This is a genomic window from Luteimonas sp. RC10 (assembly GCF_014192745.1).
GTDB lineage: Bacteria > Pseudomonadota > Gammaproteobacteria > Xanthomonadales > Xanthomonadaceae > Luteimonas.
Map to the genome: position 1 here is coordinate 137,741 of NZ_JACHYJ010000001.1, position 15,199 is coordinate 152,939.

The 15,199-nt window shown below is 69.2% G+C and carries 17 protein-coding genes; 11 read left to right on the plus strand and 6 right to left on the minus strand.

Annotation, left to right across the window (positions count from 1 at the left end):
* Nucleotides 1–3 precede the first annotated feature (3 nt).
* Nucleotides 4–1,773: a potassium-transporting ATPase subunit KdpA gene (locus FHW73_RS00560; protein ID WP_183424771.1), complete on the minus strand. Its 1,770-nt coding sequence runs from the start codon at nt 1,771–1,773 to the stop codon at nt 4–6.
* Nucleotides 1,774–1,804: 31 nt separating this feature from the next.
* Entirely contained in the window at nt 1,805–2,509 is a 705-nt protein-coding gene (locus FHW73_RS00565) for a TorF family putative porin (RefSeq protein WP_183424772.1), read from the minus strand.
* A gap of 467 nt (nt 2,510–2,976) precedes the next feature.
* Here FHW73_RS00565 and FHW73_RS00570 point away from each other — a divergent pair, with 467 nt between their 5' ends.
* The 10 genes from FHW73_RS00570 to cls all read left to right on the plus strand — a co-directional run bounded on the left by FHW73_RS00570 (nt 2,977) and on the right by cls (nt 11,401).
* Nucleotides 2,977–3,327 carry a hypothetical protein gene (locus tag FHW73_RS00570; protein WP_183424773.1) on the plus strand — a complete coding sequence of 117 codons (351 nt, stop codon included), beginning with the start codon at nt 2,977–2,979 and terminating at the stop codon, nt 3,325–3,327.
* Between the two features lie 71 nt (nt 3,328–3,398).
* Complete coding sequence (locus FHW73_RS00575; protein WP_255492532.1) at nt 3,399–3,962, plus strand: H-NS histone family protein; 564 nt, start codon at nt 3,399–3,401, stop codon at nt 3,960–3,962.
* Between the two features lie 83 nt (nt 3,963–4,045).
* Entirely contained in the window at nt 4,046–4,294 is a 249-nt protein-coding gene (locus FHW73_RS00580) for a helix-turn-helix transcriptional regulator (RefSeq protein ID WP_183424774.1), read from the plus strand.
* A 285-nt stretch (nt 4,295–4,579) separates the two neighbouring features.
* Nucleotides 4,580–5,302 carry a DUF3348 domain-containing protein gene (locus FHW73_RS00585; protein WP_255492599.1) on the plus strand — a complete coding sequence of 241 codons (723 nt, stop codon included), beginning with the start codon at nt 4,580–4,582 and terminating at the stop codon, nt 5,300–5,302.
* A gap of 13 nt (nt 5,303–5,315) precedes the next feature.
* Nucleotides 5,316–7,667, plus strand: a complete 2,352-nt coding sequence (locus FHW73_RS00590) for a DUF802 domain-containing protein (RefSeq protein ID WP_221187377.1) — start codon at nt 5,316–5,318, stop codon at nt 7,665–7,667.
* Nucleotides 7,664–8,302 carry an OmpA family protein gene (locus FHW73_RS00595; protein WP_183424777.1) on the plus strand — a complete coding sequence of 213 codons (639 nt, stop codon included), beginning with the start codon at nt 7,664–7,666 and terminating at the stop codon, nt 8,300–8,302. Before FHW73_RS00590 ends, FHW73_RS00595 begins: the two co-directional genes overlap by 4 nt.
* A complete protein-coding gene (locus tag FHW73_RS00600) occupies nt 8,292–8,912 on the plus strand; it encodes a DUF2894 domain-containing protein (protein WP_183424778.1) in 621 nt (206 codons plus the stop codon). Before FHW73_RS00595 ends, FHW73_RS00600 begins: the two co-directional genes overlap by 11 nt.
* 403 nt (nt 8,913–9,315) lie before the next feature.
* Nucleotides 9,316–9,552: a 50S ribosomal protein L28 gene (rpmB, locus tag FHW73_RS00605; protein WP_047137660.1), complete on the plus strand. Its 237-nt coding sequence runs from the start codon at nt 9,316–9,318 to the stop codon at nt 9,550–9,552.
* A gap of 13 nt (nt 9,553–9,565) precedes the next feature.
* Nucleotides 9,566–9,730, plus strand: coding sequence for a 50S ribosomal protein L33 (gene rpmG, locus FHW73_RS00610; protein WP_183424779.1), 165 nt, complete (start codon nt 9,566–9,568; stop codon nt 9,728–9,730).
* A 249-nt stretch (nt 9,731–9,979) separates the two neighbouring features.
* Nucleotides 9,980–11,401, plus strand: a complete 1,422-nt coding sequence (gene cls, locus FHW73_RS00615; protein WP_183424780.1) for a cardiolipin synthase — start codon at nt 9,980–9,982, stop codon at nt 11,399–11,401.
* A 20-nt stretch (nt 11,402–11,421) separates the two neighbouring features.
* Here the strand turns inward: cls and FHW73_RS00620 are convergent, their stop codons facing one another.
* Nucleotides 11,422–11,958 (minus strand): DUF924 family protein, encoded by a 537-nt coding sequence (locus FHW73_RS00620; RefSeq protein WP_221187400.1) that lies wholly within the window; start codon nt 11,956–11,958, stop codon nt 11,422–11,424.
* A 108-nt stretch (nt 11,959–12,066) separates the two neighbouring features.
* Between FHW73_RS00620 and FHW73_RS00625 the strand changes: the two genes are divergently transcribed.
* Nucleotides 12,067–12,480 (plus strand): hypothetical protein, encoded by a 414-nt coding sequence (locus FHW73_RS00625; RefSeq protein ID WP_183424782.1) that lies wholly within the window; start codon nt 12,067–12,069, stop codon nt 12,478–12,480.
* A 582-nt stretch (nt 12,481–13,062) separates the two neighbouring features.
* Here FHW73_RS00625 and FHW73_RS00630 read toward each other — a convergent pair.
* The 3 genes from FHW73_RS00630 to FHW73_RS00640 form a co-directional block, all read right to left on the minus strand.
* Entirely contained in the window at nt 13,063–13,698 is a 636-nt protein-coding gene (locus FHW73_RS00630; protein WP_345776124.1) for an RES family NAD+ phosphorylase, read from the minus strand.
* 49 nt (nt 13,699–13,747) lie between these two features.
* Entirely contained in the window at nt 13,748–14,149 is a 402-nt protein-coding gene (locus FHW73_RS00635; RefSeq protein ID WP_183424784.1) for an MbcA/ParS/Xre antitoxin family protein, read from the minus strand.
* Nucleotides 14,150–14,263: 114 nt separating this feature from the next.
* Nucleotides 14,264–15,169 carry an energy transducer TonB gene (locus FHW73_RS00640; RefSeq protein WP_221187378.1) on the minus strand — a complete coding sequence of 302 codons (906 nt, stop codon included), beginning with the start codon at nt 15,167–15,169 and terminating at the stop codon, nt 14,264–14,266.
* Nucleotides 15,170–15,199 lie beyond the last annotated feature (30 nt).

Genomic DNA, 15,199 nt, shown 5'->3' on the forward strand with positions numbered 1-15,199 from the left:
CGATCAAGTCCCCACGTGGGCCGAGGCCAGCGCCAGATGCTCGGCCACCGGCCCAAGCACCAGCACCGGCATGAACTGGAGAAGCGTGAGTACGGCGACGATCGCCAGCAGCGTCAGCGCGAAGGTCGGCGTCTCGATCCGCAAGGTGCCGACGCTCTCGGGCGCCGCGCGCTTGGCCGCGAGCAGCGCTGAGATGACCAGCGGAATCACCAGCGCTGGATAGCGACCGAGCGCGAGCGCCGCGGTCGTGGTCAGGTTCCACCACGGCGACGCATCGGCCAGGCCTTCGAAGCCCGAGCCGTTGTTGGCGAACGCCGACGCGTACTCGTAGAACACCTGACCGATCGCGTGCGCGCCCGGATTGGACGTGCCCGCCAGCGACGGCATCGCCAGCGCCGCCGCGGTCAGGCCCAACAGCACTACCGGCTGCAGCAGGACGAGCACCGCCAACAGGCGCACCTCCGGCGCCTCGATCTTGCGGCCGAACAGCTCCGGCGTGCGTCCGGTCATCAGCCCGGCCACGAACACCGCCAGCAGCAGGTAGACCAGGAACTGCTGCAGACCGCAGCCGATGCCGCCCCAGATTGCGTTGACCAGCATGTTGCCCATCGCCACCAATCCGGTCAGCGGTGCCGCCGAGTCGAGCATCAGGTTCACCGAACCGTTGTTGACCTGCGTGGTCAGCGCCGCCCAGGCCGCCGAGGCGTCGACACCGAAGCGCACCTCCTTGCCCTCCATCAGTGCGGCCTCGACCGGGGCCGGCCCGTGGCGCTCGGCCCAGAGCGCAGCGCCGCCCGACAGCAGCGACATCGTCAACATGCAGCCGAACACCAGCGCGGCGAATCGACGCCGGCCGGTGAACGTGCCGACCATCGCCACGACCGACACCGGCAGCAGCACGATCGCCAGCAGTTCCAACAGGTTCGACAGCGGCGTCGGGTTCTCAAGAGGCGCAGCGCTGTTGGGTCCATACCAGCCGCCACCGTTGCTGCCCAGCTGTTTGGCCGCGACCATCGCCGCGACCGGTCCGAGCGGAATCTTCTGGCGGGTCATCTGCGCACTCGTGTCGAGCGGTGTCGCCTCGGGCCCGCCGGCCAGGGTCGAGGGCACGCCCTGCGCCGTCAGCAGCAACGACCACAGCAGACACAGCGGCAACATGACGCGGACGGTCGGGCGGATGACATCAGCCCAGTAATTGCCGACATCGGCGCGCGCAGCTGCGTGCCGATGCGCATCGCCGGCCGGTGCCGTGACGACGTCGGGCGCCGCGCCCAGGTCGGGGCCGGCCTGCAAGGCCGCGCGGCCACCGAACAGGCCACGCAAGGTCGCCACGACCAGCGACAGCCCCATCATCGGCGTCGCCACCTGCAGCCCGACGATCGCCGTCATCTGCGCCAGATGCGAGAGCTGCGCCTGGCCGGCGTAATGCTGCTGATTGGTGTTGGTCAGGAACGACATCGTGGTGTGCAACGCCAGGTCCCAGCGCATGTTCGGCGCCTCGTTGGGATTGAGCGGCAACCACGCCTGCCCCATGAACACAGCGGTCGCCAGCACGAGCAGCACGACGTTGCTGGCGAGGAACGCGCCCGCGTACCTCTTCCAGCCCATGCCGCTTGTCGGGTCGATGCCGAGCAGGCGGTACAGCGGCCGCTCCAAGCGTGCGAACACGCGATCGCCCGGCGCCGGACCGCCGCGCATCACCGCCGCGAGATAGCGCCCGAGCGGCCACGCCAACACGGCCGCCAGGGCGAGGGAGACCAGCAATTCGATCATGACGCGCATCCGTAGCGATGAAGAAGCCTGTTCAGAACGACGCGTGCAGCGCCGCCTCGAGTCGCGATCCGGCCCAGCCACCGAACGCACGCTGCGCCGACGCACTGGTGTCGTGCATCGTCAGTCGCAGCGCCAGCGGCGGTGCGAGCGTCCACACCACGCCCGCCTGGACGTGGGTGTAGTCGTTGTCGCCGCCCGCCGCGTGCAGCCGATAGCGACCGACCGCGATCTCGAACCAGAGCCGGTCGTCGTCAGGGATCCGCACGCCCATCTGCGCGTAGGTGCCCGACGCGCCGCTCGCCAACGCATCGGACGCATGCGCAACTTGCAGCCAGGCACGCGTCCGCCAGGTCAGCGTGGCGCCGAGCTCCGTCCAGTCCAGATCGACCGCGGCGCCGGGATAGCGGTAATGCGTGAGCGCGGCATCGAGCGCGAACGCCTCCGACAACGGCCCGGCCCAGCCGAGCACGAGGTCGAGCTCGTGCGAGGCAGCCGTCTGCGGTGCGAGGCGGACATCCGAACCCCAGGCCTGGGCATACAGCCCGCGCGGGCCGGAGATCTTGACGCCGGCCTGCAGCGCCGGCCCTTCATCGCTCTGGCTGGTGCCGCGCCAGACGTAATCGCTGGTCAGCGCTGCACTGCCCGACCAGTCGGCCGCCGCGACGTTGCCGAGCGGCGGCGTCAGCAGGGCGAGCGACAGCGCGACCCGGCGCGTGGTGACGGTACGACGATCCATGACATCAGTCCTGGCGGACAGGCTCCGCCGATGCCGCGCAGTCTCGGCGCCCCGGCCATAAAGTCTCCATGCGGCGACATAGGCGCATGCGTAAATTCGTCGTAAATCCGATTGGCTGTGCGCCTACCGAAGTACGACGCCACATTGGGCCTGCGCACATTCGCGCCGCCCTCACGCGCGTCGCCAAACCGGCTGTGAATAACAGCCCGGATCACAGTCTCGTATTCCGCAGCATGGCGCCCGATTGAGGCGCGCTTTCGATGAACCGTTTACGTGGCGTCCCTGTTCTAGAACGCGCCGTTCGGTTTGTCGGCATGGATTCTTTGCGCAGTCAGGATCGCAAAAATACGCTCCGGCCGGCGATGCAGGAGATGTCATGCAGGGATTGCGCCGTTGACCCATCAACCCGGCGCCGCTGCCGATTCGTCGCTCGGCAGCCGCGCCGACCACAATAAGAAGAGGATCCCATGCGCCCGATTGTCGTCCTGCTGGCTTTGCCCGCCGTCCTGCTTGTTGGCTGCTCGTCCACCTCCCGCTTCGTCCCCGTCGGCAATGGCGTCTACGAGGTGGCGGGGCACTCCGCGACCGCGTTGTCGAGCGGGGGCGCGCAGCGCATCCGTCTCATCGAAGAGGCCAATGCCTACTGTGCGCGGCAGGGTCTGCGTGCCATCGTCGTCGGCGCCGAAGATCGCGACGGCAAACTTGGGGAATTCGCCGCCATTAGCGTCCCGTCGCATCACCATTCGGGCAAAACCACGGCGACGTACGCCACATCAGGCGAGCGCGCGACTGCGGATGTCAGGTTCCGCTGCAAGTAGGCACGCGTCACACGAGCCCGGCCACGGGCTCGTGACTTCGTCACCACAGAACTGGCGGACCGTGCCTGCTGATGATCGTGACGCAGGGCGTGACCGACGCCATGGCCGTCCGCATGACCGGAGCCATCGAATGGGGGCCGACGGAGCGTGGCCGTCGCATTCCGTCCCGATCCGTGCTTGACACATTATCCGCTCGGCCCGACGCTGAGGGCATGAAGATTGAAATCGATGTGCTCGGCGTGCGCGAGCTCGACGCCCTGTTGGCCGCTGCCGAGAAACGCAGGACAGTGTTGGCCCGCCGGCGGCCAGCAGCCGCCGTGCGCCAGGAGCTGATCGCATTCGCCGCGTCCCAAGGCTATGCGATCGAGGAACTCGTCGGTGCCTCGGCTGCGTCCTCGCCGCGCAGTGCTGCAGCCCCTGCCAGGAAGCGCAAGCGCGCCAAGGCCGCGGTGAAGTACCGCGATCCCGACAACCGGCGCAATACCTGGTCCGGTCGCGGCCGGACGCCACGCTGGCTGGCCGAGAAGATCCGGCGCGGCCACAACGCTGCGGATTTCCTCATTCCGGGGCTCGCCCGCCCGACCGCGAAGAAAAGCGCCCCGATCGGCAAGCGGACGGTGTTCAAACAGGGCTGACAGATGCACCGGCCACGCGATCCTGTTTCCGGATAACGGGATTCCGGATATACGGTACGCCCACTTCTCATGAGGATGCCCGTATGCCCGGCAAATCGATCCACAAGCCCGAGTACAAGGTCCTGCTGGCCCTGTTGATCGAAATGCGGGACAAGGCGGACCTCAAGCAAGCCCAGTTGGCCGAACGGCTGGAGCGGCCCCAGTCCTACGTCAGCGACGTCGAGCGTGGCGTGCGCCGGCTCGATCTGCTGCAACTGCAGGAGTACTGCCAGGCCTGTGGCCAGGACCTGGTGGCCTTCGTCAGAAAATTCGACAAGGCGACCCGCGCCTGATGCCGGCAGCTCGGTAAGCCGTTGACGCCAGTCCGCGCCCATGGCCTGCCCGCTTCGCCACGTCGCGCCCCGACCTCGATGGGCGCATGGGCGTCGGCCCGGCTCCTGAACGGCCGCGCAGCTGAATCCCAACCGGCGAGGCCACGACAGGCCACGACCTGCTCGCGGATGACCCGGCACCGCACACCATGCAAAGCACAACCGCGGCTTTCGACGCGGCAGGCGCCCGCCGTTGTGCCGACCCCTGGGCCGCCGGGCCCTGTAAAATCGCCGTCTTTTGCGCGCCTGACCCTCGTGGATCCCTCGCCCCGCCCCGCCCTCCAGGGTCCGACGTTCGTCCGGCTGCTGGCCCGACTGACCGATGCCGAGGCGGCGCGGGCGGCGTTGGTGCCGGCCGATCGGCTGAGCGAATGGATCGACTGGACGCGGGCGGTGGCACTGTCGAAGGTGCTCGACGCACCGCCGGCGGCACCCGACGCGCCATGTGCGCCCAGTGCACACGACTCTGCCGCGGCCTGCGCACGGGTGCGCGCAACGCTGGCACAGGCCATCGCCAGCGCCCCCGAACTGGCGACGCCGCAGGCCGGCGTGGCATCCACCGATGCCGATCCGACCCACACCGCCAGCGACACCGCGCCCGATTTCGCACCGCTGCGCCAGCGTTGCCTGACCCTGCAACGCGCGATGCAAGCCGCGGCCGGGCGGCTGCGAGGGGAACTGCGCGAAGCGCTGGCCCAGCGCTCGGCGCAGGCGGCGCGGCTGGCCGAGGTCGATGCAGTCATGGAGGGCGCGCTGGCCCCGCGCGAGTCCGCGTTGCTGGGCGCGGTGCCGACGCTGCTCGAAGCGCATTTCGAGCGCTTGCGCGCCGCCGCGGCCGAAGCACAGGTCACGGCGCCCAGCGCCTGGCTCGATCATTTTCGCAGGGACATGCAGGGCGTACTGAGCGCCGAGCTGGATGTCCGTTTCCAACCGGTGGACGCGCTGCTCGCCGCGCTTCGCACCCCCTGACGCAGTCATGCCCATGTCCTCACGTTTCCGCGCGCTGTCCCTTCTCCCCGCCCTGGCGTTCGCGCTGGGCCTGGCCGCAATCGCCTGGATCGCGCTGGGCTACCTCGGCACCAACCCCTTGGCGCTCGCGGTGACGCTGCTGATCGGCGTTTGCTATGCGGCCGGTGCGCTGGAGCTGTGGCGTTACCGCCGCGCGACCGCGACGCTGGCCGATGCCGTCGCCGGTCTGTCGACAACGCCGCCATCGCTGGGTGACTGGCTTGACCGGCTCGACCCGTCGCTGCGCGCGGCCGTGCGTCTGCGAGTCGAGGGTGCGCGTACCGCGCTGCCGATCCCTGCACTCACGCCTTACCTGGTCGGCATGCTGGTGCTGCTGGGCATGCTCGGCACCTTGCTGGGCATGATGGCGATGCTGCGTGGCACTGGACTGGCGCTGGAAACCGCGACCGACCTGCAGGCGATCCGCGATTCGCTGGCCGCGCCGGTCAAGGGACTGGGCTTTGCGTTCGGCACGTCGATCGCGGGCATCGCGAGCTCGGCGATGCTGGGCCTGGCATCGGCCCTGGTACGCCGCGAGCGGTCCATGATCGTGCATGGGCTCGATGCTGCGATCGCGACCACGCTGCGCCCGCATTCCCACGCGTACCGGCACGAAGAAACCCTGCGCCTGTTGCAGCGCCAGGCCGACACGATGCCGGCGCTGGTCGACCGGCTGCAGGCGATGATGGCGACGATCGAGCAGCAAGCCGGAGCAACGGGCGAGCGACAGGCCGCGCAGCAGGCCGCATTCCACGCACGCACCGAGACCGTGTACACGCAGCTCGCCGCCTCGGTGGAACGCTCGCTGCAGACCAGCGTGGCGCAGAGCGCGCAGGCCGCGACCGCGGCGCTGCAGCCGGTGTTCGAGACCACGATGGCGGCGCTGGCACGCGAAACCACCGCGCTGCAGACGCGCGTGGCCGAGGCCGTGGACCGTCAGTTGCAGGCGTTGACGCACGGCTTCGAGGCCTCGACGCAGGCCGTGGCCGCACGCTGGGACCAAGCGCTCGACGGCCAGCAGGCTGCCAGTGCAGCGCTGACCGGCGAGTTGCAGGCGGCGCTGGCGGGGTTCAATGCCAGCTTCGAGCAGCGTGCCAGCGGGTTGCTCGACGCGGTCGTCGCGCGTCTCGATGCCACCGCTGCGCAGGCCGCGACACTGCACGACACGGTCGCCGACGGGGTGGATCGCCAGTTGCAGGCGGTCACCGCCGGTTTGGCGACCTCGACGGCCGAGGTCACCGAGCGCTGGCAGCAGGCGCTGGCCGGCCAGCAGGCAGCGCAGGCTGCGCTGGTGACTGATCTGCGCCAGACGCTGGCGGGTGTCGGCGAGACCTTCGAACAGCGCACGACGACGCTGGTGGACGGCGTCGCGACGCGACTGGAAGCGACCACCGGCCAGATCGCCGACGGGTGGCGCCAGGCGCTGTCGCAACAGACCGACGCGCACGATGCGCAGGCCGAGCGCCACGAACAGGCGCTGACCGCGGCCGCGGCCGCGTTCGAACGACATTCGGCCGCCTTGCTCGAGCGCGTCGATGCCTCGCATGGCGCGCTGCAGTCCGCACTCGCCGAGCAGGACCGCGCGCGGCTGGCGGCCTGGACCGACAGCCTGGCCGCGCTGGCAGGCGCGCTGCGCGAGGACTGGGCGCAGGCAGGCGCCGAGACCGCCCGTCAGCAGCAGGCGATCTGCGACACGCTGGCCGCCACCGCCGACACCATCGCCGCGCAGACCCGCACCCATGCCGGCGAGACGATCGCCAAGATCTCGCGCCTGATCGACACCGCCTCGCAGGCGCCGCGCGCCGCGGCCGAGGTGATTGCCGAGCTGCGCCAGTCGCTGTCCGACAGCATGGCCCGCGACACCGCGATGCTGGAGGAACGCACGCAGATGCTGTCCACGCTCGACACCTTGCTGGGCGCGGTCAACCACGCCTCGACCGAACAGCGCGCGGCGATCGACGCATTGGTCGCGACCTCGGCCGACCTGCTCGAACGCGTGGGCACCCGCTTCACCGATCACGTCGAGGCCGAGACCGGCAAGCTCGGCGCAGTCGCCGATCAGGTGACGATCGGCGCGGCCGAAGTCGCCAGCCTGGGCGAAGCCTTCGGCGCCGCGGCACAGGTGTTCGGCGAAGCCAATGCGCAGTTGGCCGAGCGCCTGGCGCGGATCGAGGACACGCTGGAGAAGGCCCTGGCGCGTAGCGACGAGCAGTTGGCCTACTACGTCGCGCAGGCGCGCGAGGTCGTGGACCTGAGCGTGCTGGCGCAGCGGCAGATCGTCGAGGAACTGCAGCAATTGGGCGGCCGCCAGGCCGGCGCGGCATGAGCCTGGAGCTCGACAGCGACGACGCCAGCGCGGCCCCCGTCTGGGCGGCGTTCGGCGACCTGATGTCGGTGCTGCTTGGCGCGTTCGTGCTGATCCTGGTCGGCGTCATCGGCGTGCAGTTGCAGCTGGAAATGAAGCTCGACGCCGAGATCGCGCAACGCCAGGCCGAGCAGCAACGCCTGCAGACGCTGGAGCAGGCGCTCGCCGCGCCGCTGGCGGCCGGCCGCATCACCTTGGTCGACGGCCGCATCGGCATCCGCGGCAGTGTGCTGTTCGCCGATGCCTCCGACCAGTTGCAGCCCGAGGGCCGCGACCTGCTGCGCAGCCTGGCCGGCCCACTGTCGGAATACCTGGCCTCGCGTGACGAGATCCTGATGGTCAGCGGCTTCACCGACGACCGTGCGCTGCGTGACCGCCTGCACTTCGCCGACAACTGGGATCTGTCGGCGCAGCGCGCGCTGACCGTGACCCGCGCGCTGGTCGGCGACGGGGTGCCGGCCGATTCGGTGTTCGCCGCGGCCTTCGGCGCGCAGCAGCCGGTCGCCTCGAACGCCGACGCCGAGGGCCGCGCACGCAATCGCCGGGTCGAGATGGCCCCGGTGCCGCGCAACCCGGCCGCGCGCGATGGCCGCTGAAGCCACCCAGTCCGCGGCCCTGCATGCCCGGCTCGACGCCTGGCGTGCCCAGGGCCTGGATCGGCGCCAGCCGCTGCGCGTGCATGCAGTGGCGGCATTGCTGCAGCGCGCCGAACGTCTGCACGGGTCCCCGCGCGAGGCGCTGCTGCGGCGTGCAGGCGCACTGGCCGAGAGACTGGATGCGGAGTCCGAAGCGACCGCGACTGATGCCACGCGTGAGCGGGCGGCGCCCGGTCCGCTGGGCGCGCTGGCGCGCGCGATGTGCACCGGAGACGACGCGGCGCGCTACCCCGAGCTGCCTGCGCTCGATACGTTCCGGCGGCTGTGGTCGGCCGTGCGCATCGGCAGCCAGGTGCGGCGCTCGCTGGCGAAGACGTCCGACGACGCCGGCCCGCTCAACTCGGCCCGTCTGGTGCACCGCTCGCTGACCCTGATGCGCCAGGTCTCGCCCGACTACCTGCAGCACTTTCTGGCCTATGTGGACACGCTGTCGGGCCTTGCGCAGTTGCAGGAGGCCGGTGCCCTGCCGGGCCAGACGGCGGCGCCGACGCCGGCGGGCAAGCCGCGCGCCCGGTCGAAGCCGCGACGGCGACAGGGCGAGGGCAGCTGAAGCACGCCCCCACCCGCCGCGCCCGGGCGCGGCGACCTCCCCCGCACGCGGGGGAGGTATGAACATCAGCGCGGCTATTCGGCTGACCGAGCTGACCTCCCGCGCGCGGGTCACGTTTCATTGCGTTCTCCGGCGCCCCGTCTTCACCTGCCTTGCATCCCAGGGCCCGTTCCGGCAATATGGCCGGCTCGTTGCGTCCGGATCATGGCGACATGCTCCCGACCCGCCCGGGGAAGCGCGGTCTTCCCGGCGGCGGTGCAACGAGAGGTTCGACTCCCGTACCGCGCGACGGCCTTGCCGTCGGGGCCGCCATCTCCCTGGCCAAGGGCGATACCGTTCGCGGAAAATCCTTTCCGCAAGGAGCCCGACTCCCCGTCGGACTTCCCATTGATCGAGGTGCACCATGTCCCGAGTCTGCCAAGTCACCGGCAAGCGCACGACGACCGGCAACAACGTCTCGCATGCGCTCAACCGTACCCGCCGCCGTTTCCTCCCGAACCTGCATGAGCGCCGGTTCTGGGTCGCCAGCGAAAACCGCTGGGTGAAGCTGCGTGTGTCCACCAAGGCCCTGCGCACCATCGACAAGAACGGTATCGACGCCGTCCTCGCCGAGCTCCGTGCCCGCGGCGAGAAGATCTGAGGAGTAACGCAACATGGCAGGCAAGCGCGACAAGATCCGTCTGATTTCCTCGGCCAACACCGGCCACTTCTACACGACGGACAAGAACAAGAAGAACACCCCCGGCAAGATGGAGATCAAGAAGTACGATCCCGTCGTCCGCAAGCACGTGGTCTACAAGGAAGGCAAGATCAAGTGACCTGACAGTGCGTTCGCCAGCGCGAACGCCGTCGCGTCCTTCCCGCAGCCGCGGGATCTGGGAAGCCCGCCGCAAGGCGGGCTTTCTGCGTTCTGGGCAGGTGCGGGATGCCGCTGGCGCACCGCCCCCAGGCAAGGAACAGCGCCCGGCCCGTCCACGAGTGGCCATTCGATGCCTCCGCGCCCTGTCGGACGTGGATCCGATCCCAGGTCTGCGCCGCGACCACGCCGCCCCCTGCACAATGGTCCGATGGACTGGCACGCCCTGAACCTCGGACTGGCGATCCTGATCGCCGACTGGACGATCCGGATCGTCGCCCTGCTGTGGATTCCCTCGCGCACGCGTCCGGCGGCGGCGCGCAGCTGGTTGCTGCTGATCGGCTTCGTGCCGCTGGCTGGATTGCCGCTCTATCTGCTCTTCGGCCATCCCTGGCTCTCGCGCGACCGCATTGCGCGCCAGCGCCAAGCCTCGCAGGTGATTCGCGAGGAGCAACTGCCGCTGGCGGACCTGCGCTGGACACCGCCTGATACCGGCGCCTCGGCCGAGATGGCGCCACTGCTCGAACGGCTGGGCGACTTCATGCCCACCCACGGCAATGCAGTGCAGCTGATCGACGACTACGACGGGGCGCTGCAGGCGCTGCTGGCCGATATCGACGGCGCGCGCACGCGCGTCCACCTGCTCTACTACCTGATGTTCGACGACGGCACCGGCGAGGCGGTGACCGAAGCGCTCGAACGCGCAGCCGCACGCGGCGTGACCTGCCGGCTGCTGCTCGATGCGGTCGGCGCCAAGCGCGGGCTGCGCCGCTATGCACGCCGACTGCTCGCGGCGGGGGTGCAGGTCCACGCGATGCTGCCCGGCGGGCTGCAGTGGCGCCGCAGCGGACGCATGGATCTGCGCAACCACCGCAAGGTCGCGGTGATCGACGACACCGCAGCCTATGTCGGCTCGCAGAACCTGGCCGATGCGGACTTCATCGTCAGCGCGCCCAACCGCGAACTGGTCGCGCGCGTGCAGGGGCCGGCGCTGGCGCATCTGGAGGCGGTGTTCGCCAGCGACTGGTTCATCGAGACCGGCGAGCGGCTCGCGGTCGCCCCGACCACCGCGCTGCCCGATGCCGATGTCGCCGCGCAGTTGCTGCCCAGCGGCCCGGCCTATCCATTCGAGAACGCGCGCGACACCGTCAACGCGCTGATCCACCTGGCCCGACGCCGACTGGTGTTGACCACGCCCTACTTCGTGCCCGACGACGCCACACTCAGCGCCCTGCGCATCGCCGCCTTGTCGGGGGTAGAGGTGCAACTGATCCTCTCGGCCAGCAACAACCAGCGGCTGACCGCCTGGGCGCAGGCGTCCTACTACGGCGAACTGCTCGAGAGCGGCATCAAGATCGCGCTGTACCGGCCGCACTTCCTGCACGCCAAGCACATGAGCATCGACGACGAGATGGCACTGGTCGGCTCGATCAACCTCGACATCCGCTCGTTCGCGCTCAACGCCGAGATCGGCCTGCTGGTCTACGACCGCGACGTGGTCGCACGCATGCGCGCGATCGAGGCCGGCTATCTGGCCGACGCCACGCCGGTGACGCTCGAGGACTGGCAACGGCGCCCGGCCTGGCGCCGCAGCCTGGAGGGCATCGCCCGGCTGGCCGACTCGTTCCTGTGACCGCAGCGGCGCGTGCGCCGCTAGAAACCGCCGCCGGCGTCGAGCCAGGCCTGCTCTTCGGGCGTATTGGTACGGCCCAGGACGTGATTGCGGTGCGGGAAGCGACCGAAGCGCGCGATGACGTCCAGGTGCGCCTGCGCGTAGTCGCGGTAGGTCGCGATCCCGACATCGGCGAACAGCTGCACCGACCGCTGCTGGTCGGCGAGATCCTCGGCGTGTTCGAACGGCAGGTAGACGAAGCCGCGCAGGGCGTCCTCGTGCGCGCGGTCGAGACCGGCGGCCACCAGCGCCTGCGCGTGGTGCCGGGCCAGCGCGTCGGTCGCGAAGGCGTGCGCGCTGCCGCGAAAGATGTTGCGGGGGATCTGATCGAGCAGGATCAGCAGCGCCAGGCCGCCCTCGGCGGTCTTGGCCCAGTGGTCGAGCTCGCGGCGAGCCGCGGCGAAATGGGCGTCGCGGAAGCGGCGCTCGCAGTCGCGGTCGAAGGCCTCGCCGCCGCCGAACCACTTTGCCATGCCGGCCTCGCGCCAGAACGCGGTCACCGTTTCGGGACGAATCATATCCATGGGGCGAGCCTACCGCGGCCGGGCGCGAAAAGGCGCGAAACGCTGCCAACATCACAGGCCCCGACCTATACTTTCCGCCCTCTCTCACCGATGGATATCGCCATGCGTCGCATGTTCCGCCTGTTGCCCGCGCTTCTCGTCCTGTCCGCGGCCTTCCTGCTGTCGGCCTGCCAGCGCGGCGAAGCCGACAAGGCTCTGCTGCAGGCACCGGCCGTCGGCGATCTGTACGCCGCCGAGCTCAGCGCCTTCTCCGATTACGAGTTCACCGACGACAAGCAGACCGCGATCGACCCGGCCTACGGCCTGATGAAGGTGGTGGCAGTCGAGGACGACGGCGTGGTCGTCGTGACCGAGAACGCCGCCCTGGGCACCCGCGACCGCGCCCGCTCGGACATCAAGGACCCATCGACCATCGTGTTCGATGACAGCGAGCGCATCTCGATCTCCAAGGCCGACCTGGCCAAGGCCTACGAGGACGACCTGATCTACGTCGTGCGCCGCCCCACCGCGGAGTGAGCCACGCGCCATGCCAGACGAAAAGCCCGGCTTGTGCCGGGTTTTTTGTAGTTCGTGTTGCAAGTGCGGGAATGGGAGTTCTACTTCGGATGGGAGCGGCCTGCCAGTCGGAAGCCGCTTTCCCCTCGGCAAGGCCGCTGCGCGGTCCGGCCACGCGAAGCACGCGTGGCGTTCGCATGGATGCGCGGCAGTGCCGCGCACGTCATCCATGCTCACCCTGCCTTGACTCGGGCGCGCGCCATCCATGGCGCGCTCGACGCGGCCACCGTCCGTCAGTCCGCTGCTACGAATGCTTGCAACCCGACTTCGGGTGGACATGAAGTCGCCCGCCGGAAGAAGTCGCGCACTGTCGGCCTCAGTTCGTCGTGCTGGTCGGGGATTGCGGTAGCGGGCCAGGGACGGCCCGCGGCGGCGAGTCAGCCAGGGATGGCTGACCGAGCCGGGGAGCAGTCCCCGGCCGGCGCGACGCGCGCTCCGAAGAGGAGCCCCTAATCGAGCGAGCAGAAGCAAGGTTCGCTTGACTTCGGAGGAGAACCTTTCTTTCTGGACCCCGGCCAGCGCGGTGGACGCGCGTCAGCGCTACTACCGCGCGAGTGCGAGCAGTTCGGTGCCGATCGCGACGTGGGTGATCGCCACGCCATCCCAGTGATAGTGCAGGTGCGGGCCCTGGCGCGCGGGCGAGACCAGGTCGGGATGGAAGGCCGCGATGCACTGGCCGCCCGGCTGGCGCACGCTGTCGTAGACGATGCCCTCGCTGCCGGCCGCGCGCAGCGCGACGGCCGCACGCTGGCTGGCGGCATAGCTGTCGGGATCGTGCAGCGCCGGCCAGCCACCGCGGATATCGTGGAAGTCGCCGGCCACATCGGCCAGATAGCTGCGCAATTGCAGCACGCAGGGCAGCTCGCGCGTGTGCTGCAGGAAGCGGGTGCGGTGATAGACGGTCTCGGCGATTGCGGTGTCGCGCTCGCGGGCCGCGTAGTAGACGCCGAAACTCCCGTCCGCGAAGCGCGAACCGTCGCGATTGGGATGGGTGAACGCGGCCATGATCGCAGTGGTGCCCGGGCCGGCGATCCGACGCCCGGGCGGCACCAATTGGATCCTTCCCAGTTCCTGGCGCAGCCGCGGATTGGTCATGCCCTCGAGCTCGAACAGCGCGTCGAGGTCCTCCGGATCGGCGATCGCGTCGAAGACGCCGACCGGTGGAAACCGGCTGGACACGATGCGATGGCTTGGCCGCCACGCGATCGGGCGGACCGGAGGCGTCACCTCAGTTCCAGCCGCGCTGGGCATCGAGATACTCGCGGACCACGTACAGGTCGGCGACATGGCCGCCGAGCATGCGCGCCAGCGCCGACGTGCCGCCGAATGGCGGTGCGGTGTTGGCCCGATGCACCCAGCCATCGGCCTGCGCGTCGTCGGGGAACAGGATGTGCAGCGCCTTGTAGATGCCAAGCAGGTAGCTGATCCGCTCCAACACGTCGCCCGAGACGGCGCCTGCGCGGTCGCGCTTCCAGCGGAAGTAGGTCGACCGGCCGGGGTTGCCGAGCAGCCGCCGCTCCTGGCCGGCGCTCAGCCCCCAGCGCTCGGCGATGTTGAAGAACGCCTTGAGGGCCGGGCCGGCCAGATCGCGGCGGGTCGACGGAATCAGCGGCGCTTCGTTGACGTGCATGGCAGACCTCCGAGTCCATGAATGGGACTCGATGCCTGTTATAGTCCCGATTGGGACTTGATGCAACCAATTGCAGCCGCCGATGCCTGCGCGGTTCACGGTGGCATCCCTAGGTCAGCCTTCCAGGGGCGTCAGCAGCCGGAAGCGTGACTGGGCTGCGTAAACCCCGCCGGCGAGCAGTACGTCGGGACTGAAGCCGGGTGGGTCGGGCTCCGCCCATGCCGGACTACTGCGCGGCCCTGGGTGATACGCAGTCCATCGGCCATAGTCAGGGTCAGAGAGGCGCTGTCCGGGCCGGAGAAGCGAGAACTCCACCGGCACGCGGACTATCCAATAACCGCGATCTGGCACCTTTTGATCGGTCGGCAGTCCGAATTGCCACCGTGCCGTTGCGCCGATTGCCGCTTTTGCGAGCGCTTCTCGGACCGATGTCATCTGCCGAGCATTGCCGAGGACGGTTAGGTTGACCTGCTCGGCGGCGACTTCTCCTGCGCTGCCGTCAGGCATGACCTGCACCAATAAATAGACGGTGCCTTTACCCCCCATTGCGACGAGACGGCGGGGATACGGTGGCGGACGAAGATCGACCGCTCTCACACTGTTGGACTCGTCGGCTGACATGTCGTCATCGAAGTATGCGCTGCGAATCGCAATCCGCATCTGGTCTTGGCCATCGGGGACCGCAACCATAAGCAGCGTCATCTTCGCGCGCGCCGGGCCGGGCAACTGTTCGTTGAGGACCGGCTCGAACCGCATCTGCGGTACGAAGCCGTGCACCAGGCTCGTCACCTGTGATGGCAGCTTGTCTTCCTGATCGATCGCGTAGCTCGCCACAGCGCCATCGTGCTCGATATCGACCGTCCCGGTGACCAGCATGCTGGCCTCGACTTCGCTGCGCATCTGACGCGCGTTCTGTGCGAACGCCGGCGGCAGACACAGCGCCAACAGCGCGAGTAGCACCACGACACGCCTGCGAACCATGACTGCATCCTGCATTGATGGGCAGGTGATCATGCCCACGCGAACAGACAGACGCAACGTGGATGCGTT

Excerpts from the sequence above, each read along its gene's own strand:
- cls (WP_183424780.1), top strand. The coding sequence starts at position 9,980 with ATGGACTGGCACGCCCTGAACCTCGGACTGGCGATCCTGATCGCCGAC.
- FHW73_RS00620 (WP_221187400.1), bottom strand. The coding sequence starts at position 11,958 with ATGATTCGTCCCGAAACGGTGACCGCGTTCTGGCGCGAGGCCGGCATG.
- FHW73_RS00565 (WP_183424772.1), bottom strand. The coding sequence starts at position 2,509 with ATGGATCGTCGTACCGTCACCACGCGCCGGGTCGCGCTGTCGCTCGCC.
- FHW73_RS00625 (WP_183424782.1), top strand. The coding sequence starts at position 12,067 with ATGCGTCGCATGTTCCGCCTGTTGCCCGCGCTTCTCGTCCTGTCCGCG.
- FHW73_RS00635 (WP_183424784.1), bottom strand. The coding sequence starts at position 14,149 with ATGCACGTCAACGAAGCGCCGCTGATTCCGTCGACCCGCCGCGATCTG.
- FHW73_RS00580 (WP_183424774.1), top strand. The coding sequence starts at position 4,046 with ATGCCCGGCAAATCGATCCACAAGCCCGAGTACAAGGTCCTGCTGGCC.
- FHW73_RS00560 (WP_183424771.1), bottom strand. The coding sequence starts at position 1,773 with ATGATCGAATTGCTGGTCTCCCTCGCCCTGGCGGCCGTGTTGGCGTGG.
- FHW73_RS00595 (WP_183424777.1), top strand. The coding sequence starts at position 7,664 with ATGAGCCTGGAGCTCGACAGCGACGACGCCAGCGCGGCCCCCGTCTGG.
- FHW73_RS00590 (WP_221187377.1), top strand. The coding sequence starts at position 5,316 with ATGTCCTCACGTTTCCGCGCGCTGTCCCTTCTCCCCGCCCTGGCGTTC.
- rpmB (WP_047137660.1), top strand. The coding sequence starts at position 9,316 with ATGTCCCGAGTCTGCCAAGTCACCGGCAAGCGCACGACGACCGGCAAC.
- FHW73_RS00575 (WP_255492532.1), top strand. The coding sequence starts at position 3,399 with ATGATCGTGACGCAGGGCGTGACCGACGCCATGGCCGTCCGCATGACC.
- FHW73_RS00600 (WP_183424778.1), top strand. The coding sequence starts at position 8,292 with ATGGCCGCTGAAGCCACCCAGTCCGCGGCCCTGCATGCCCGGCTCGAC.
- FHW73_RS00570 (WP_183424773.1), top strand. The coding sequence starts at position 2,977 with ATGCGCCCGATTGTCGTCCTGCTGGCTTTGCCCGCCGTCCTGCTTGTT.
- rpmG (WP_183424779.1), top strand. The coding sequence starts at position 9,566 with ATGGCAGGCAAGCGCGACAAGATCCGTCTGATTTCCTCGGCCAACACC.